The organism is Bradyrhizobium sp. USDA 4473, assembly GCF_054063335.1.
Map to the genome: position 1 here is coordinate 3,910,387 of NZ_JBSSGE010000001.1, position 19,267 is coordinate 3,929,653.

The window sequence follows — 19,267 nt, forward strand, 5'->3', positions numbered from 1 at the left end:
GTTCCTATGTCAGGCGCGGCGCATGCCGATCGTCACACCGGCCAGCCCTTGGTCGCGATGACGATCGCGACATCTGCCGCAGCCAACAGCAGCAGCACGAGCAAGGTCGCGATGATCGCGCCCGGCTCGGTCATCACCCGCAGCCCTTCGAGCATCGTGCGATCTCCCTTCCCTCAGTATCCCTCGGCCGGGCTCCTCGGACTCCCGGCCGCAGTACTCTCGTGAGCAAAAACCAGCGTGCCGGCTTATTCCGCCGGCTCGACCGCCGCGGGCATCTTCGCGACCGACATCAGCGAACGTGCCACCTGATTCAGCAACTGATCGGCGTTTTCTTCCTCTGCCAGTGACTTGGACAGGAGGCTGACGATAGCGCTATGGCGAAGTTGCTGGGCGAGATTGCGCGCTGTGGTATAGCCTGCCATCTCATAGTGCTCGACGCGTTGCGCGGCGCCGATCAGCGCAAGGTCGGCAGCGGCATTTTCCTTCTTTTCGCCTTCGCCAATGATTTCCTCTCCTTCTTCGATCAAGCCCATCATGCCCTTGCACGGCTTGGGGCGGGCCGACTTGCCGAGAAGCTCAAAGCACTCGTTGATGCGCTCGATCTGAGCTTCGGTCTCGGCGAGGTGCTGCTCGAACAGCTCGCGCAGCTGGTCGTAGCGGGCTGCCTGCGCCATTTTTGGGAGCGCTTTCGTCAATTGCTTTTCGGCGTGGAGAATGTCGCGAAGTTCGTCGATCAGGAGGTCGCCGAGACCAGCCTCATCGGCCGGCGGCGAGCTCTCCGTGACGACGGAGCTGGCGGGACCCGGTTCGCCAGCCTGGATGGCCGGGGACTCCGTGAATACCCAGTCGCCCCCCTCGTTCCACGGCCCCCGAGTGTCGATCTCGCCATGGTCGCCCGTACCGGTCGAATCGTTGAAGTACTGATTGACCAGACCGGGCGTCGGCGCGATGCGGCCGATGCTGAAAGGCGGCTTGCTCAAGCTTTCCAGGGCCAGCGAGAAGGCCTTCATGTGGGTGATCTCGCGGGTCATCAGAAACTGCAATGCGTCCTTGGTGCCGGCATCGTCGGTGAAATTGATCAGCCGCTCATAGTCGATCTTGGCGCGCGCCTCGGCGGCGATGTTGTTGCGCAGATCGACGTCCAGTTCGCCGGTGATCTTGAGATAGTCGGCGGTCCAGGCATTGCCTTGTGAATTGAACAGGTTGACCCCACCGCCGCCCGCGATCGCGATCAGCGGATCCGCCTCGGCCGCCTGGCGGTCGAATTTCGAGGGCTTGAGGTGCATGCGGGCAAGCGTGCCGACCACTTCCAGATGGCTGAGCTCCTCCGTGCCAATGTCCATCAGGAGGTCCTTGCGGTCCGGGTCCTCGCAGTTCAGACCCTGAATGGAATATTGCATGGCTGCTGCGAGTTCGCCGTTTGCGCCGCCGAACTGCTCGAGGAGCATGTTGCCAAAGCGGGGGTCGGGCTCGTCGACGCGAACGGTGAACATCAGCTTTTTGACGTGGTGATACATTGAGAACCTCAACTTCCTGAGCGGGGATCGGGTCCGAACGGCGGTGCCGCAGCGTTCGTTCCTATGGGAGGCCAAAGATAGATGCATGGCCGGATCGCGATCGCTCGTTGTTGTCGGTATTGCTACGCAGGTGTCGCCCATGGCTCGCCGGAGGTGAAACGAGTTCCTTCCAGCAACCCACGGTCTCGCGGCGCATCGTCCGGCCATCGCCGAGCAGGGTTCTGGCCGAAGGTCTCGGCGGCCGACAGACCGAACGCTCCCGCCTACAAAGGATGGAGCTCTTCGCCATGGCGAGCCAACTTCATCGTACAACCACGAGACGCAGCGCCATCATCTATAGCCGGCTGAGAGGTATGTTGCCGAGGCCGGGCGACGCATTGTTGAGCAGCAGCGAACCGAAGCTCGCTGAACGACCCCTTCGTGCATCCGTTGCAGGACGTCTACCACGCCGAGCGAAGCAGGGCCATTTCTCGGAAGGTTGCCCATCCCGATAGGCGCTGAGTTTTGCCAGGGCGGTACTCCGCGAGCCAACGGCGGCTGGCGCGATCCAGATCGGGAAAAAGACTAGCAACTTCTGCCGCGATGCCGAGTTGCCGAGGCAGGAGGACTTGCGCTCGGAGCTTTGTGAATGGCGGATGCTGTGACACTGCGGACAGCGGTCGATACCGCCTGGCACGTTTTCCGCGCCACCCACTCCGGAATCGATGACGCGGATCGTCGCCGATGCCTCCTCGAGCGTCATTTGCATGGAGGCTGGGAGACGCGCGACGGTGACGCCGAAGAACTCGCGAGCTTCGGATTGGCCTATCTTATGCGGCTTCCGGGGGATGAATGCTGAGGTGGCCGCAAGCGTTGCTTGAGAGCATTGTTGCCGGGACCGCGCGACCGGATTGGACGGCGTTCGCAATTTCTTCTGTGCTGTCCGGGATTTTCGTGATGACGGTGCGATCGGTGTTCGGAGCAGGTGACTGAATTCCTTGCCGGGTGAACCGGGGCTTCGGTTGGATCAGCCATCTGATACTCATCGCCCGGCATTGAATCGGTGACAATCAGCGGGGAATTTTGGTGGTTTCGATGCCGGTGCTCTCGTCAGTCCGTGCAGGTGGAGGCAGGGCGCCACGCTCATGGTAGGAAGAGCGGTCGAGGCCGCGATCATCGCAAAGAAGCGCCAATGGGACATGAGCCACCTCTGCAGAAAGAGACGCATTGAACCGCGCGCCGTTCCTCAGCAGCGCAATTGTCGACCTCGGTCGGGATTGCGATGGTTCGTGTGGCGAAGCGACCCAACGGCTCCGCGCGAGCGGATCTGGATCCTGCGCCTGCTAGTGTGCTGAATGGGAAGTTCGTGCGATTTCGCGCGGCGACCGCTTTCACGAACTTCGCATTCATAAAGCACACTAGAATCATAGGTTTGCTAGTGTCCTTATCCGAAGTTCGTTCCGAACCGCGGCAAATGATGCGAACGTCGGATTCGGGATACTAGACGACCGGCTGCTTGTCCCTGCGCAATGTCTCGATCACGGCCCGATCGATGTTCAGATGTGCCGCGACGAGCTCGGACGGGGTCAATGACATCCATTGCGCGAGCGAAACGTCTACAAAGCGGGGCGCCTTGAACAGTTCAAGGAAACGCAGCGGCTCGCTGCCGGTGTTTTCGATGAAGTGGCTCTTCGACATCGGGACGTAACCGACGTCGCCTGCGCGATAATCGAACGTCCGCGCCCTGGCTTCGGCGGCGAACACGGTCATCCGTGCCTGACCTGAGATGTAATATTGCCATTCATCGGCGTTCGGATGCCAATGCAGTTCACGCATATGGCCTGGATTGACCTCGACGAGTGCCGCGGCCACGTCGGTCGAGATCGGGAAGTTGCGGGCGTCGGCAATGCGGACAGTCCCGCCAGGTGATCGGGTCGGTGGCTGCTGAGTGAGGTGGAACACCATGTCGAGCGGCACCGCGCCGATGGGATCGCGCGCTGCGTCATCCTGCAGGGGCGGCGGTAGCTCTGCCTGGAAAATGAAGCGCTCCTGCTTGGGAATGTGGTCGAGCGCCTTCCTGTCGATAGCGAGGGTTTTGGCCAGCACCTCGGGATCATTGTGAGCGAAGAGATCCGTGATTGCAAAGGTACTGTCCTCGGAGAATTCGCCGTCGGGGAACGCCAGCAGGAATTCGCAACCCTCATCCGGCAGTCCCTGGATCGAGTGCGGAATGCCGGACGGGAAGTACCAGAGATCGCCAGCCGCGACGTCGGCGATGAAATTGTGGCCGTCGTTATCAACTGCCGTGACGCGTGCTCGCCCAGCCAGCATAAAGGCCCACTCGGCCTGCTTGTGCCAGTGCAGCTCGCGGACGCCTCCCGACGTCAGGCGCATGTTGACCCCGGCCATCGTGGTCGCGACCTTCAATTCCCGCTGAGTGACCTCGCGCGACCAGCCGCCTTCGCGGATCTTCACGTGCGCGTCAGCGAAAGAAAAGCTAAGTTCGGCATTGAGCCATGGTCGGTGGGCGGCGGTTGCAAAATGTTCGGGTTCTGCAGCGCGCGCTCTGGATTGCGCGGCCCGATGATCGGCGCGCCTTTGTTGCCGACCACGGGTTCATTGCGCTGCTGCGCTGAGGCTGCTGCCGTGGCACCGAGCACCGCGGCGGCGGCCAGCAGATATCTTCGGTCGGGATTGTTCATGGCACGCCCTCGTCAGCCGCACGTCAGCACGATCGTGCCGGCCGTGTGACCTCGTTCCAGAGTTTCCAGGGCCTGGCTTGCCAGTTCAAGCGGGAAGGTGGCCTGAATGTGCGGCTTCAGCTTGCCGCTGTCGGCCAGTTCCCCGATAGCAGCGAGCTCGTCGCCATCAGGCTCGACGGTGTAACGCATTGCCGTCACGCCGTGAGCCTTGGCCTGATCCTGTGAAGGTTCGGTCAAAGTCGATACCAGGCGTCCTCCCCTTTTGAGAAGCGGCCAGGACCGCTCGCGCGTCTCTCCGTCGATCAGGTCGAAGACCATATCGAGATCCTTCGCTATTTCTTCGAAGCGCTGCGTCTTATAATCGATCACCTTGTCGGCTCCGAGCGAGCGCGCGAAATCGACGTGCTCCGTTGAAACGGTCGTCAGCACGCGAGCCCCGTTCGCCTTGGCAAATTGAATCGCGAAATGGCCGACACCGCCGGATCCGCCATGATCAGGATGGATTCTCCGGCCTTTAGCTTCCCGTACCGAAATAGCCCCTGATGGGCGGTTTGGCCCGCGAGTGGAATAGCGGCGGAATGGAGATGGTCGAGCCCACGAGGTTTGTAAGCCACCGCTCGTTCGTCCAGGACAACCTGTTCGGCGTAACCGCCGCCAAACACCGGGACCATTCCAAAGACTTCGTCACCGGGGCGAAATTTCGTAACCTGGGCGCCGCAGCTGTCGACGATGCCATCGACGTCCCGCCCTGGCGTGTAGGGGAGGCGATCCTCCTTGACGGACGGATATCTGCCAGACCTGATCTTGAAATCGACGGGGTTGACACTTGCTGCCCGGACGGTGACCAGGATCTGGCGTGCATCGGGAGCTGATTGCTCGACGCAGTCGACGCGAAGCGCATCGTTGCCGCCGAATTGGTGAAATCGGATTTTGAGAGACTGTGCCATGTTGGCTGACGCTTCAATCCGGCACGAGTTCCTATCTCGGTGCTGATCGACGTCGGTCCACCAGGCGCCGGTTGCCTCGGTTAGGAACTGGATGCAAGCAGCTCGATTGATCAGAATACGGCAATCCAGGAGGCAGTACGGTAGGAACCGGACGTTCGCAAAATCATGCCGGTTGAGCTGCTGTGTGAGGCTTTCGAGTGTTGCTACACGAGTCAATTCGTCGATCCCGCGCTCGCACCTTCAGCATCAGCGCGATGCCTTCGTCGTCGCCGCCATACAGCAATACGTAGGCTCGCGCCGCGAGTTCGATGGAGACGGCGAATTTCAACAGCAGATGCTGAATATGTGGAGCTCGGCCGCAACGCACTGCTCGACGACGCCGTCGGCGCCGCTCTTGCCTATCCGAGCCAAAATGACGGGAGATATGACCGCAGAACGATCATCGAAGACCATCGTTTATGCCGCACTTGCCGGTAACGTTCTCGTCGCGGCCACCAAGATGGGCGCCGCAGCCTGGACCGGAAGCTCGGCGATGCTGAGCGAGGCTGTACACTCACTGGTCGACACGACCAATGAGGTGCTGTTGCTCTATGGCTACCATCGCGCGAGCCGCCCGCCCGACGAATCTCATCCGCTCGGCTATGGGCGCGAGTTGTATTTCTGGAGCTTCATCGTTGCGCTGCTGATATTCGCGCTCGGCGCCGGCGTATCGCTGTATCAGGGCGCTCTCCACGTCACCGCGCCCCAGCCGATTGAGGATCCCACGGTCAGCTTCGTCGTGCTCGGATTGTCGTTCCTTTTCGAGGGCGCTTCCTGGCTTTTTGCATTGCGCCGCTTTCGTTCGGACGCGCGGCTCGGCTGGTACGAGGCCTTCGTCCGCAGCAAGGACCCTCCCGCTTTCATGGTGCTGCTCGAAGACAGCGCTGCGCTGATCGGCATCGGGATTGCAGCTGCCGCGACTGCCGCAGCAGTGCTGCTGGCGCAGCCGGTCTGGGACGGCATTGGCTCGATCCTGATCGGAATTCTGCTCGGGGTCGCGTCGGTCGGGCTCGCCAGGGAGAGCAAGAGCCTCCTGATCGGCGAGCCCGCTCATTCGGAACTGTCACAGTCCATCCTCGATATTGCGCGACAGTCACCTGGCGTCCTTCGAGTCAACGGGCTGATGACTATGCAATTGTCGCCGGCCGAGATCGTCGCAGCGCTGAGCGTCGAGTTCGCGGACGACAAGCGCGCCGACGACATCGAGCGTTGCGTCATATCAATCGAAAACGAGGTCCGCAGACAGCACCCGAGCGTCTCGGCTCTGTTCATCAAACCCCAGACCAGCGCGAGGTATCACGCCCTTCGGACGGAGCGGCGGACAGTGAGGAGATGAACGCTTGCATCATGCTTAGGTTGACGCGAGGCAGCAGCCGCTAAGCGCTCTGAAGTCCAGCCGTGTCGGCGATGCGCGTAGATTCCTCCTAGCAGTCTTTGAGGCCATCGCCGACGCTGATGAACTCCTTTGCGATCCGGTCGAGCACGAATAGCGAGCCTTCGGCAACGCCGAAATAAGCACCGTGCAGCAGCATCTCGCCGCTCTCGACCCGCTCGCGGACGAACGGAAAGGTCATCAGGTTCTCCAGCGAGCGGAACACCGCAGCCTTCTCGATGCGGGTGACGAAATCCTGCATGCTCTCATGCGCGCGCTGCTCGACCACCTCGCCCGGCTTGATGAACATCTGCATCCATTTGCCGATGAAGTCGCCCGGCGTGAGCGGCTTGATCTTGTCGACGAAGGCGCGAATGCCGCCGCACTGGGCATGGCCCAGCACCACGATGTTCTTCACCTTCAGCACCGTTACGGCATATTCCAGCGCGGCCGAGACGCCGTGGGCGTTGGCGTCGGGCTGGTAGACCGGAACCAGATTGGCGATGTTGCGGACCACGAACAACTCGCCGGGACCGACGTCGAAGATCACCTCCGGAGAGACGCGAGAATCGCAGCAGCCGATCACCATGGTCTCGGGAGACTGGCCCGCGCTCCGACAGATCCCGGTAGCGCGACTGTTCAGTCGGCAGCCGCTCGGTCGCGAAGGCAAGGTAACCGTCGATCAACTGCTTCGGAAAGGATTTCATGGCCTCTGACTAACCACATGCTCGTGTCCGCAGCAAGGCTGTCGCAGCTGAGCGGCGACAGCCCGCAGCGCGGCACCTGGAACCCACCCGAAGCCTCACGGTGCCCAAAACGTTGGTCGCCCTTCACCGATGACTACGGTGAGTACCTGAGGCCCTCAAGCAGACCGAGGGCCGGTATTCAAACTGAGATACCACGTACGTGGTCCAGCTGGTTTTCATCACATGCCTGATCGGGTCATCGGTCGGGCGGGGCACTAGTTCCTGGTCGTCGGATGACGCCCGCGCTTCACGCGTTCTGTGCCATCCTCACCTTCGGCCTAGATCCCGGAAATAAATCTCGGAGAACGAACCGGGCGCATCAGAACGTGATAAGGTTCTGCCCGTAGGCGGTGACGGCTGAGAGACCGAGCGCGCTGCCGCCTGCATTGGGAGGGCGTCATGGCTGGCTCGCTTCAGTCACGCTACCACGAGATGCAGCTTCGCCATCTGGGGCTAGCTGAAAGTCATGTCGTCCGAGGCGAACGACACATCGCTCAACAAGAGGAGCGGATTAGAAAAATGGCTAGCCAGGGTCTAAACGTAACGGACGCTAGAAAGATACTGGATAGCTTCTACGCAAGTCAGGCGTTGTTTATTCTGCACAGGGACGACATCCGCAAGGCGCTGAGAGAGTAAGGCGGCCTTGTCAGGTCCGCGTTAGCGGCGCGCGTGCCATCTTGCCCAATCAGCCGCGAGGCGGGCAGCCTCAACGCACGGCTCAACATGCAAAACGCGGCCGGACTCCTTCACGACCGATGACGAGCCAATGTTAGCCACGCAATCAGCGACCCGCCCAAGGTACTCTCATTATCCATCGCCTACGAAAGCGCGTAGAAGAAAAACGCTGAAAGCACCATGGTCCCGGGCAGCGTCAAAATCCAGGCTATCGCTATCCGCTGGAGTGCCGGCGGTTGCAGCCCCGCACCCGAGCCGACCATTGCCCCGGCGATTCCCGCAGTCACCACATGGGTCGTGCTCACCGGTAGACCTGTGAAACCGGCGGACGCGATCAGGATCGATGCCACTGCTTCAGCTGTTCCACCTTGCATGGGGCTCATCCTTACCCTCCCGATGCCTTCCCCTAGTGTCTTAACGATGCGCTTGTAGCCGATCATCGTGCCGGCGCCGAGGCACAGTGCACTCAGGATACGGACCCACCAAGGTGCATACTGTACAGCTAAGGTCAAACTATCGAGATAGGTTTTCGCTTGATGTCGCTGTGCATCCGTCACCGACTTCTTCTGTGCGATTGCACTCAGCTCTGCAATGACGACGTTGAACTGATGCCGCAGAGGAGCTCGCTCGTTCGACGGAATGGCGCCGATCGAACGCACATCTGTTAGGCTTCCACGAAGCTTTTGCGCACTATTGATGGCAGCTTCTCTCTGTTGATCGCCGACCTGCTGAAACAGCGCTATACTTTGCGGAAGAATCTGCAGCGATTGGGCGAGTTGTTCGCCGGAGACATATTCATTCAGCGCGTATGATTGCGGCATCAGGCCGATGATCGCCAGCATGATGAACCCGATGCTCTTCTGGCCATCGTTCGTCCCGTGAGCAAACGATACGCCCGTGCTCGTCACTACAAGCAACCCCCGCAGCCACCAGGTCGGCCGATTTCCGTCGATCGGCGCCTGATAAAGCTCGCGATTCGGTATGAGCCGGCAAATCACACGATACAAGGTGAATGAGAATCCGAACCCGAGTAGCGGCGATATCAATAGGGCGCTCAGAACGCCGCCAACTTGGTGCCAGTTCACTGCGCCTGTAAAGCTGTGTCCTTGAACGAATCCGTACTCCAGGGCAATGCCGATCAATGCTCCAACCAAAGCATGGGAGCTCGAGTTGGGAATGCCCAGCCACCAGGTCCCGACATTCCAGGTCAATGCGGCAAGCGTCAGCGCCACCAACATGCCTACAGCCAGCGCACCATCTGGCGGCGTCAAGACATCAGGTGGAATGATCTCGACCAACGCATAGGCGACGGCAATTCCACCGACTAGCACGCCGATAAAGTTCATCACGCCCGACCATAAGACGGCCTGGGTCGCTTTCAGGGAATGAGTGTAGATGACGGTGGCAACAGCATTCGCCGTGTCGTGAAAGCCGTTTGAAAACTCGAAGAACAGGACAAGGGCGAGGCACAATATGAGCAGCACGAAGAGCGCGGGCGAACCGGGGGTGAAGAATTCCAGCATAATCCTGCTCTATCTCGCGCAAATCGGGCGGCTGGCACTCGTTCGCAAGCCACGACGCCCGCCCAATCGCTCGTGTAAAGCCAGCCTGGGACGAAATGTTCCCTAGCCGATCGACTTTGGAACGATCTTCTTTGACAGCGTTGAATTGTCAGGAGGCCCCACTTGGACCATGGCCCGCAAGCCCGATGAAAATCCATCGCTTGGCCGTCGATGCAGAATCCTCGAGAAACGCCGGCTACACAAAATGGCGCGCTCGCCACATGCCTTCGTTCGCGGAAGTGTCGCCCTTTTCTACGAGCTTCTGTCCGAGCAGAATGAGCGGATTCCATCCGGTCCGGCGGTTTGGATTTGTGGGGATTGCCATAGCGGCAACCTCGGCCCGCTTGCGAACGCCGACGACGATGTCGAGATCGAGATTCGGGACCTCGACCAAACGGTCATCAGCAATCCCGCCTATGATCTGATCCGGTTGGCGCTTTCTTTGGCAATGGCCGCACGCGGATCGGACCTCCCGGGCATCGTGACGGAGAAGATGATCGAGCAGATGGTCGACGGATATCGCGACGCATTATCTGGAAAGTCGCGTCTGAAAGAGCGACCTCCAGCAATGCGGTTGGCGATGAAAGCCGCTGTCGCCGGTTCATGGAAGAAGCTGGCCAAACGATCGATTAGGGACGCCAAGCCAGATATTCCGCGTGGTCGATCCTTCTGGGATCTGTCGCGAAGAGAAGAGGGCGCGCTTCGCACTCTGATTTCATCGGAGGAAGTCGCTCGGCTCGCGACGCTTTTGCGGTCGCGAGAACGCAATTCCGACATCGCCTTGCTTGACGCAGCGTACTGGAGGAAGGGCTGCAGTTCGCTGGGCCTGTTTCGGAGCGCCGTATTGTTGGGAATCGATGGCGCGGACGATAGCAGTTTCTGCTTGCTGGACGTTAAGCAAGCGGCAAAGCCGGTCGCGCCTCGTAGCAAAGGGGCAAAGTTGCCGCACAACGACGCGGAGCGCGTTGTGGAGGGCGCCGGCAGGTTGTCACCATTTCTGGGTGGCCGAATGATTGCGGCCTCACTGCTGCGTCGAGACGTCTTTGTACGAGAGTTGTTGCCTCAGGACCTAAAGCTCGACATTGAGAGTCTCAAGCCGCCCGACGCGGTTCATGTCGGACGTTACCTGGCAGCGGTCGTCGGACGTGCGCATGCGCGCCAGATGGACCCTCTCACTCGCAGGAGCTGGCGAACGGAACTGGGCCGCGGCAGAAGCAAGTCGCTCAATGCACCTTCGTGGCTCTGGTCAAGCGTCCTCTCTCTCATTGCTCGGCATGAAACAGCGTATCTTGAGCACTGTCGCCGCTATGCAGAGTAGCCGGATCGTCAGCTCTGCTACGCAAGACGCTAAATCATCTCAATTGCATGACGTAGGCTAAAGAGCGTTTATAACCGTCAACCTAGCATCGCAAACCAACGGCGATCGCCGGTCGGCGTCATCGGCCTAAAGGGTAAATTGAGTAAGCGACCCGAAAAGGGCTAGGCGACAGGGGCTGAGCCTGGCTTTGCAGCCGAGCATCGCGACGTCACCGTCAAAGTGTCTGGCGCGCCAGTTCGTTCAAGAGATTGTCTCACCTATAAACCTAGGTTGTCGCCGATAATGTCGTAGCAAGCTACGCTCCTTAAAAAGGTGGAGAGTTGCCGCTCTCCCGTTTTAGACAAGGGTGCGGTATGACGAAAAAGCGAAATAGAGCTAAGCAAACAAAATCACTGCAGGATCGTCTCTCTGCGTTCGCCAGAGAGCTGGCTCAAACAGCGGCGACTATGCCGGCAGGTGTCGAGCGAGACAGTCTGCTGAAGCGAGCCCGCACAGCGGAAATAGCTGCAGACATTGATGATTGGGTTTCGTCGGCTGGGCTTCAGCCACCGATGCGATAGAGCTTGGAGTTTCTTTTCCTTCAGGATAGCCGCCGACGCATCGTGAGGCGGTTGGTTGAAGCGGCAGCAAACGTTCTCGGTGTCCAGCCGACGAGGCCATTGCAGTCTGTCTGGCGGACCTCAGCGCGGTCACGACGTTACGGGCGGAGCGGGGTCCTAAACCGGCTATTGCTGCGGCGGTTGGCCGTTCGAGGCCGAAACGCCGCCATCGACGGCCACGTTGGCGCCGGTCATGAAGCTCGCATCGTCGCTTGCGAGGAAAGCGATCACGGAGGCGATCTCGTCTGGTTCGCATACGCGGCCGAGCGGAATCCGCTCGGCGAACTTGGCCAGCAGTTCCTGGTCATCCATCATGTCGGCGGTCATTCCCGTTCGCGTCAGGGATGGACAAACCGCATTGACGCGCACGCCTCTCTTACCCAGATCCATCGCGAGAGCGCGCGTTAGATTGACCACCGCGCCCTTTGCCGCGTTGTACGGACTCATACCCCAGTCACCCCCGGTCCCTGACACCGAGGCGGTGTTCACTACCGAGCCCTTGGTCTTCTCCAAATGGGGCAGCGCTGCGCGGCAGCCGAAAAACACACCGTCTACGTCTGTCGCCATGACCTTGCGCCACTGATTGTTCGTGATGGTGCCAGGGTCTCCGCCTTCGTGAACGCCCGCGTTATTGACCAGGACGTCGAGCCGGCCGAAGTGCTTGATCGTCGTCGCCACCATCTCCTCCACGGCGTCCGGGTCAGAGACGTCTGCCGTGTGAGCCAGGACGCGGCCGAACCCAAGTTCTTTCGCGACGTCCGCGAGCTTCATCTCCTCGCGGTCAACAAGCACGGCGCTCGCGCCTTCGGATACAAAGCGGCGCGCGGCCGCTGCCCCGATGCCGGACGCCGCGCCCGTCACGATCACGACCTTTCCTTCGAAACGGCCGGTCATTCGGTCGTCCTTTCCGTCATCGGCTAGTCGTCATGGTTGAGATCCTTGCCTTTGCCAAGCCCAAGCGTCCCACCCTCCGCATGGACAAGATCGTGGTCCTGTCTTCGGTCTTGCCGGCGTCCTTGACGATCACGCGTCGCTCGCCGCGTTCCGTTTTCGAAGGCTTCAGCGATGTCGCGCTTTTGGGGGTTGATTGACATCTGTATCTTATCGCGGGGTATTGTGGCATACGCTGGCCCGGTCGGTCTGGGCGGGTGCGCCGTTCTCGGATGCCGATCATGCAAAAACGAGGCAAGAGCGTTTGCTATTTCTCTGTCGGCTGCCGCTGCTGCGAACAAGCGCTCCTGTGCGTCCCGCGGAAGGTCCGCCCAAACCGCCAGCGCGGCGTTGCCGAGCAAAGCAGTAAACCTGTTTTCATCCGGATGTGGCACCTCCGGTGGAACAGGCTGCTCATCGGGCTGCAGCATCGGCGTTTCCCGAGGCACTTCATTCGCAGCATCGATCGTTTCCAGGCGGCTCCCGCCGGCTTGGGCCGAGCCTTCATTCGCAAGTCTGCCATCACCTACGATCTCGGCGACGAATTGCTTGGCGGTTCCTACGAGAGTGTCCTTAACGCTCATCCACACTAAGCTCCGAATGATTGCGCGTGGCATGCAGGCCGTATCGTTGGCTGGCTGCCCATTACGGGGGCCGATATGTGCGGCAAGGATGACTCAAGCAGCGCGTTGATTGACGCTGCTCACGGCCAAATCGTTCAACCTCTTGTCCGTGGCCTTTTCCTCGTCGAGGGTTTCCTGGAGAATGGAAGCGTAGTCCTCTCGGCCCAGCTTCTTGGCCCACGCAATCAGCGATCCGTAGCGGGTGATCTCGTAGTGCTCGACAGCCTGGGCTGCGGCGATAAGTGCTGCGTCCAGCACCGTCTTGTCGTCGACATCGCCGGCTACGTCACTGGCTTCTTCCAGAATGCCATCGATCGCCGGGCAGTTCACCCCCTTCGCCTCGACACCGTGCATCTTGAAGACTCGTTCCAGTCGCATGATCTGGTTCTTCGTCTCGGCGAGATGAGTTTCAAACCCCTCCTTCAGAGATCGGTCGCCTGCCTTGTCGATCATGTCTGGGAGGTTCTTTATGATCTGCTGCTCTGCATAATAGATGTCCCGCAGCGTATGCACGAACAGGTCATCCAGCGATTTGATGTCTTTGGTGAAAAATCCCATTGCTTACTCCAATTGCTGAGCTTACGGGAGCAACGGTCGCAAACGATGCGCGTTCCAAACGACGGTGCGACAAATCCATCCAAGTTCCCCGGGCAGGGCAATCGCGTGTGGCTACGGCCCACGTCACGTCACGTGAGATAAGGTGTGTGTGATATTTCGGAATAATAGAACAATCTTGTTGATTTGCCCGACATGTGAAGCGCCGTGTCGAATACCGGGATCCGCCTACCGGGACCCGCCGGCTCCTTTGCATGGGGTTGTTTTCGGTATTTTGGGGTGCGCCCTTCGGAGGCAGGTAATATGCGACAGCCCAGCATATGATAGCCAGCCCGCGGGGGCGTCATAGCACTCTAGGTGGCCCGGTTCGCGACTGAGAGCAAACGATCTGCCATAGGAACCAATGCAAGCTCCTGACGTTGCTGACGCTCTCGGCGCAGGGAGCTTACACTCTCGCGGACGAACTCAGGAGCTAACGTACTCCCTTCGTGTTCGCGACAGGGTACTCGCAAGACGTTACCCCATCACGGTTTTCGGATGTTGAAGCGCGCCACAATCCGGAAGTCGGAGCGATCCCGCTGTTAGCTCACCTTCGTGCGATCGGTGCTTCTCTGATCTCCGCATCGCCGGTTTCTGCATCGAACCCGGTGAGCGCTGCGCGCCGGGCTCGGCCGGCCAAATTGGGCTGAAGCGGCGCAGCAGTGTCCTGCGGTGTCTCTTGGGTGCCGACGAGAAGCCGGTTGTTGAGTGCCCAGATGGCAGCCTGGGTTCGATTTGTTGCGCCTATCTTCCGAAAAATCGCCTTAACATGAGCTTTGACGGTCGGCTCAGCAATTTGGAAGAAACGAGCGACGTGCTTGTTTGTGTCGCCTCGGACGATTCGTTCCAGTATTCCGGTCTCTCTTGCGGACAAGAGCGGCGCGGCGATGATCGACGCTTCTCGCTCCCAAACTGTTTCGTCTTGGTCGGCAAGCGAAGGTCGTCCGTCAGCGTTCGGCTTGGCCGAAGCCAGAGGCCAGAGGCGACCATCTATCACGATCAGATGTTCGTCCGTAATGGCATGAAGGCAGTTAACCAGAACGCTCGGAGCGACGCTGTTGAAGAGAGCTGCGTTGACACCAGCATCGAGTGCGCACGCCAGACAGTCGGCGCTGCGCTCGTCGGCGACCGCCACGATGAACGACAGCGGATAGAGCGCGCGTATCCGTTCGAAGATCTGATCACGCTTCTGTTCGACGCCGACTATAAAGAGGCTCGGTTCATCGCTCGGAACGGCGTTGAGTTCATCGAGCTCGATCCCCCAGCCGTGCGGCGAAAATCGGGTTCTTGAAAGTATGAGCCGAAGCCCCTCGCGAAAGAGACCATCAATTTGGAGGATAAACGTTGGTACTATCGCAGCGCTCGACATGTCCCATTATCCTCACGCAACCACCAAAGAGATTGACCGGATTACTTCAGGAACGCGCAATTGTTCTTAATACGTTTGGAGCGAAGAAATACCGGACATCGGACATGGTCCAATAACATAAGATAAAGCGAGCTACGGAACTGTCTAATTTTCTCGAAACCTGAAACGTATTCGAGACACTACGGCTAAATTGACCGCAAACTAGGCAACTGTCACCTTTAGCCCGGAACTAACACCAATGAACGTCCGGCGTGTTCCCTTGTTCCAAAAATGACGCTGGCTGCGCCTAACCCTGCAAATGCTCTGCATGACCTCTGGCGCTCACGCACGCGAACTAATTCGAGTCCGCGATTGTCTTTCGGAGCGCGTCGGCCAGATACTGCTGGCAGGCCGCACGTCATCGTCGCGGTCCGCTAGCCATGGATAACATCCGTGATCGGCAGCCAGGCGCCTTCCATCACCGTCGTCATACCCTTGTTCAACAAGGCAGACGTCGTTTTGCGCACGTTATGTTCGGCGGCTCGGCAGATTGACGTCGATTTTGAACTCATCATTGTTGACGACGGATCGACAGATGGTAGCGCAACCTTGGTGAAGGCGGCTCGCGTGCCGCATGTCCAGCTGATCCAGCAATCAAACGCTGGAGTTTCGGCCGCACGCAATTGTGGAATTAGAGCTGCCCGGGGGAAATGGGTCGCGCTCCTCGATGCAGATGATCTGTGGTCGCGGGATCATCTCGCGGGTCTTTGGTGGGCAACGCAAGGCGACAATGCTATCGCAGTCTTCAGCAATTTGCGGCTACAGAGCCGGGGCGGCGTTCCCCTGATCGACCCGGCCGTCCCTGCACAGAGGGTCGATGACTATTTCTCGTTTGCGCTTTCACATGGGTCGTATCCAGCTAGTTCAAGCTCCATCATGATCCGCCGAGACGAATTGCTGACGGCTGGACTGTTTGCAGAAGGCGTGTCGATGGGCGAGGACGTCGACATGTGGTGCAGGCTGGCGTGCCGGGGTCCGTTTCATTATAACGCTGTGCCGTCTGCGACGTACAATGACGCCGGTTCGCCATCACTTCGTGGTGGCTCCGGCAGGATATCGCGGCCTCCTTTTGCACAGCGCTTTTCCGATCTAATGCGTCAGCATGCCGTTCCGCACCGCCTGCATGAGTCCGGTAGGCGCTACGTGAATTTCCTCATGCTGGAGCACGCGCGTCAGCTACTGGATGCAGGCCTTTATGACGAGGCTCAGGCTATTCTCATTCATGACTGCATTCCCCGGTATGACCTGAGCCGATTTCTGAAGCGACTGGCGCGGACGACGATGATCGGACGTGCGCTGTTCGAGTCGCAAACGAAGGGCGGAGCTCTTGCCTGAGATTGCTGATGGTTGTTGTGCCGCTAGCGGCTGGTGCGATCCGTGTGTCGGCCGACGCGCGCTGTTGACCATAGGCGGTCAGCTCGGATCCATTGCGCTCGTCGGCCGCAGGCCAATGTAACAGCGGAACGTACGACCGAAATCGCGTGCAGCGGTGCCTGGGCGAGTTCCTTGAAGCCTATCAGGTCGCGGCCGACGACGTGCCAGGCGACCGCTAGCGGGAGCGAAAAAAGAGCGAACGCGAAGATGGCGCACACGAGCGGTGCCTTGAGACCGGCAATGGCAAGGTCGATCAAGCTGATTGTCAGCAGCATGATATTTGCCATCGCGAGTACGCCGAGGGGAGGAACTGCAAGATCTGCCGACAGTGCAAGCAGGCGGATATCGCGCGTTTTCATGGCATGCCGCACGATACGGGGCAGGTGGCTTTTTATCAGTCCAAGATGTCCATGGACCCAACGCTGCCTTTGCTGGGCTTGGCCTGGGCGTGCGTCTGGGAAGTAGCTGGTGACACGCACTTCTCGAAAGAAGCGAGCAGGATGGCCTTGGATCGCGAGCTCAAGTCCAAGAAAGATGTCTTCAGCCAAGTGCCCCGTTTCAAACAGCGCCGGGTTGATCAATGCCCAAGGCACGGCCATGCCCGTCCCATGGAGCTGGGATGGCAATCCAAGCCGAGAATAGCCGTCAGGACGAAGATCATTCTTGATGCGCCAGGCGAACTCGGCCAACCGCGGCCGCGGTCGACTGTCGGGATGCCCTTCCATGAGATCCAGGCACTGGATCGGCGCTCCGGCCGTTGCACAGGCTTGTGCCAACAGCCCAATGCCGTTCGAGCTGATTTGACAGTCAGCGTCGATGAATACGACGACCTGGGGAGGCGTCCGAGCCAGTAGTTGAAGGCCAGCTGCCAAGGCAAAGCCCTTCCCGCGTTGCTCGGCATTGCTTCGGATCAGGACTTCCGCCCCCGATTGGGCGGCAAGCTCCCCAGTACAATCGCTGCAATTATCTGCCACGACCAGCAACCGATCGCCCGGCGAAAGATCCTGCTTGAGGCAAGATAGCGTCGCCTCGATGCTCCGCTCTTCATTGTGCGCCGGCACCAATACTGCGACCGTGGGGCGATGCGCCGAGATTTCGAATGATCGAGCGTTCAAGAAGAACGTCGCTATCGCCTGCGTCGCGAACGCTGCCGTGAGAAGAGCCAGGAGGCCAGAGGCGATCTCCAGCGAAATGTTAAGGACCGAAAGCAGCATAGTATACCTGGTCAGGTCTCGCTAAACCCCATCGTCGGGACCGATCGCCTTCATGCGCTTTTCGGGATAAGCGCCCGCTCGTTCGACGTCATTTGACTTCGAAATCGAGGGGTCGGCTCGGCCAGCGGAAAGCAGATACTCGCAACCGTTAAGGCGCAGCATCTTTCTGATCTGCCGTCTTGAGGCCTCGACGGAAAATCCCCGGTTTATTCGGCGTCGGTAGCCATATGCAAGCAATAGCAGCCCCAGGAACGCGGCGTCGACGCCGGTGACACCGTCGAGGCAGACGACAAGATTGTCTTGGCCAACGCACGCTTTGGTCAGAGCTGAGCGTGCCGGCAGGATATTCTGCGCTGTCCACGCGCCGAAGAACTCGAGCACCTCGTCATTGCCGCGTCGATAATGCCTGACACGGGCCGTGGCCAGCTGTGTATCGGAAGGTCGGTGGATACGAGAGTAGATGAGCCAGGGGAGAACTTGGCGCAGCAAGACTTGGACCAGCGTCACAAGATCAAGTGCATAGCGGCTACAAAGCGCGGGCTGCTCCTTGATGCGCCAAAGCCATTCAATTCCGGCGCGACGAATGAGTTCGGGGGCGCGCTTCACGTCTCTTGCAACAAAGTTGATGGTCGCTCCGAGATTGCAGACGACGGGCGCCGTGAGCTGGCTCTCGTTGCGACTGAGCCACAGCATGCCCTTTCGCGCTCCCACCGAGACGACCAGAAGGTCTGGGGCGGCCGCGTTGATCGTCCTGAGGGTTTCCGGATCGCTCATCGATTCGACTGAGCCGAAACCCGGAGCGAGGGTGCCCGCACACAGGATCGCCGAGTTTGCTTCGTTGAGGCGCTCACGTACGCGGCAGCCGACGTCATCCGTCGCACCGAAAAAGAAAGCGCTCATGCGCTCGCCGCTTGCTCGGAGTGCATCGAACAGGTCAGATCCCGCGACGCGCTGTCGGACCGGAAGTCCGAGCAAGCGGGCGAGCCAGACGAGTGGCATCCCGTCGATGACGGAAAGATCGTTCGATAGCGCAGCATCCCTGAAGTTTGCATCCGAGCGGATCAGGCGCAGGAAGTTCGTATTGGGTGTGACCATATTGCAGCGGCGATCGCCCCTGATTGACGCAACAATCTGTCGTTTCGCTTCTTCCAGCGTTACTGCATCGCATAGCAATCCCTCGATGCAGACGACTTTCCGGGAGAAGTCGGGCAAGGGCGAATTCTGAAAGCCATTTTCGGCGGCCGATTGTGCTTGCAGCGCAGTACGCATCAGGCGTTGTCCACCGACCGCTGATAGAATGGCGCGCAAGCGCGGCGTGCGTTACTTGCAGCTTGCGCGGCCTCGTCGCTCATCTGGGAGGCAAGACGGAGTGTAGCCAAGCGGGCGCTTGGCTAGGGGGCTCTCAGGGATGGGTTCGCAAGCAATGCTGACTAGTTCGTGTCGAGACCGCGAGTATCTGGTCGAACTAATCCTGGAGCCTGGTGCCGGAACTGTGCTCGCGCAGGCGCCTTGTTGGCGGCGCTAGCCGCGATAGGTTCTCTCGCGCACGCTCTATGAGCACCTCCAAAAGGACTAGTTGCTTTGAAGCCGTTGCGGTGCCGCGGCGCATGTCCTCATCTCTTCAGTCACGACACGAGAGGCTGGGCGGAGGCATCGTACACGGGTGCG

General features: G+C 59.7%; 17 protein-coding genes and 1 pseudogene. 4 read left to right on the top strand and 14 right to left on the bottom strand.

The features are described 5' to 3' along the window. Positions 1-32: 32 nt before the first annotated feature. The 6 genes from ACVW17_RS18160 to ACVW17_RS18185 all read right to left on the bottom strand — a co-directional run bounded on the left by ACVW17_RS18160 (position 33) and on the right by ACVW17_RS18185 (position 5,145). Positions 33-155, bottom strand: a complete 123-nt coding sequence (locus ACVW17_RS18160) for a hypothetical protein (protein WP_456753156.1) — start codon at positions 153-155, stop codon at positions 33-35. Positions 156-245: 90 nt separating this feature from the next. After that, on the bottom strand, positions 246-1,517 hold the full coding sequence (locus ACVW17_RS18165; protein WP_456753157.1) for a DUF892 family protein: 1,272 nt from the start codon (positions 1,515-1,517) through the stop codon (positions 246-248). Between the two features lie 1,479 nt (positions 1,518-2,996). After that, positions 2,997-3,971: a cupin domain-containing protein gene (locus tag ACVW17_RS18170; protein WP_456753158.1), complete on the bottom strand. Its 975-nt coding sequence runs from the start codon at positions 3,969-3,971 to the stop codon at positions 2,997-2,999. Continuing rightward, positions 3,968-4,198: a hypothetical protein gene (locus tag ACVW17_RS18175; RefSeq protein WP_456753159.1), complete on the bottom strand. Its 231-nt coding sequence runs from the start codon at positions 4,196-4,198 to the stop codon at positions 3,968-3,970. The genes ACVW17_RS18170 and ACVW17_RS18175 overlap by 4 nt, the downstream gene beginning before the upstream one ends. A gap of 12 nt (positions 4,199-4,210) precedes the next feature. Further along, entirely contained in the window at positions 4,211-4,627 is a 417-nt protein-coding gene (locus ACVW17_RS18180; RefSeq protein WP_456753160.1) for a zinc-binding dehydrogenase, read from the bottom strand. After that, entirely contained in the window at positions 4,621-5,145 is a 525-nt protein-coding gene (locus ACVW17_RS18185; protein ID WP_456753161.1) for an NADP-dependent oxidoreductase, read from the bottom strand. The genes ACVW17_RS18180 and ACVW17_RS18185 overlap by 7 nt, the downstream gene beginning before the upstream one ends. Positions 5,146-5,569: 424 nt before the next feature. Between ACVW17_RS18185 and ACVW17_RS18190 the strand changes: the two genes are divergently transcribed. Next, entirely contained in the window at positions 5,570-6,520 is a 951-nt protein-coding gene (locus tag ACVW17_RS18190) for a cation diffusion facilitator family transporter (protein WP_456756466.1), read from the top strand. Between the two features lie 88 nt (positions 6,521-6,608). Here ACVW17_RS18190 and ACVW17_RS18195 read toward each other — a convergent pair. After that, a pseudogene (locus ACVW17_RS18195) lies at positions 6,609-7,263 on the bottom strand (carbonic anhydrase). Between the two features lie 438 nt (positions 7,264-7,701). Here ACVW17_RS18195 and ACVW17_RS18200 point away from each other — a divergent pair. After that, positions 7,702-7,938, top strand: a complete 237-nt coding sequence (locus tag ACVW17_RS18200; RefSeq protein ID WP_456753163.1) for a hypothetical protein — start codon at positions 7,702-7,704, stop codon at positions 7,936-7,938. Between the two features lie 182 nt (positions 7,939-8,120). On the opposite strand, the gene ACVW17_RS18205 is transcribed toward ACVW17_RS18200, so the two are convergent. Beyond that, on the bottom strand, positions 8,121-9,500 hold the full coding sequence (locus ACVW17_RS18205; protein ID WP_456753164.1) for an inorganic phosphate transporter: 1,380 nt from the start codon (positions 9,498-9,500) through the stop codon (positions 8,121-8,123). A gap of 169 nt (positions 9,501-9,669) precedes the next feature. Here ACVW17_RS18205 and ACVW17_RS18210 point away from each other — a divergent pair, with 169 nt between their 5' ends. Further along, entirely contained in the window at positions 9,670-10,857 is a 1,188-nt protein-coding gene (locus ACVW17_RS18210; protein WP_456753165.1) for a DUF2252 family protein, read from the top strand. A gap of 725 nt (positions 10,858-11,582) precedes the next feature. Here ACVW17_RS18210 and ACVW17_RS18215 read toward each other — a convergent pair. The 4 genes from ACVW17_RS18215 to ACVW17_RS18230 all read right to left on the bottom strand — a co-directional run bounded on the left by ACVW17_RS18215 (position 11,583) and on the right by ACVW17_RS18230 (position 14,972). Further along, positions 11,583-12,350: an SDR family NAD(P)-dependent oxidoreductase gene (locus ACVW17_RS18215; protein WP_456753166.1), complete on the bottom strand. Its 768-nt coding sequence runs from the start codon at positions 12,348-12,350 to the stop codon at positions 11,583-11,585. Positions 12,351-12,373: 23 nt separating this feature from the next. Then, entirely contained in the window at positions 12,374-12,970 is a 597-nt protein-coding gene (locus ACVW17_RS18220) for a hypothetical protein (protein WP_456753167.1), read from the bottom strand. Positions 12,971-13,063: 93 nt separating this feature from the next. After that, positions 13,064-13,567, bottom strand: coding sequence for a YciE/YciF ferroxidase family protein (locus tag ACVW17_RS18225; protein WP_456753168.1), 504 nt, complete (start codon positions 13,565-13,567; stop codon positions 13,064-13,066). A 583-nt stretch (positions 13,568-14,150) separates the two neighbouring features. Further along, the gene (locus tag ACVW17_RS18230; protein WP_456753169.1) at positions 14,151-14,972 is read right to left on the bottom strand and encodes a response regulator transcription factor; all 822 of its coding nucleotides are present in this window, start codon (positions 14,970-14,972) and stop codon (positions 14,151-14,153) included. A 432-nt stretch (positions 14,973-15,404) separates the two neighbouring features. Between ACVW17_RS18230 and ACVW17_RS18235 the strand changes: the two genes are divergently transcribed. Next, positions 15,405-16,346, top strand: coding sequence for a glycosyltransferase family 2 protein (locus ACVW17_RS18235; RefSeq protein ID WP_456753170.1), 942 nt, complete (start codon positions 15,405-15,407; stop codon positions 16,344-16,346). A gap of 23 nt (positions 16,347-16,369) precedes the next feature. Here ACVW17_RS18235 and ACVW17_RS18240 read toward each other — a convergent pair whose 3' ends face one another. Together ACVW17_RS18240 and ACVW17_RS18245 are read right to left on the bottom strand one after the other, a co-directional pair. Further along, a complete protein-coding gene (locus tag ACVW17_RS18240; protein WP_456753171.1) occupies positions 16,370-17,599 on the bottom strand; it encodes a glycosyltransferase family 2 protein in 1,230 nt (409 codons plus the stop codon). A 21-nt stretch (positions 17,600-17,620) separates the two neighbouring features. Continuing rightward, entirely contained in the window at positions 17,621-18,868 is a 1,248-nt protein-coding gene (locus tag ACVW17_RS18245; protein WP_456753172.1) for a WecB/TagA/CpsF family glycosyltransferase, read from the bottom strand. Between the last annotated feature and the right edge of the window lie 399 nt (positions 18,869-19,267).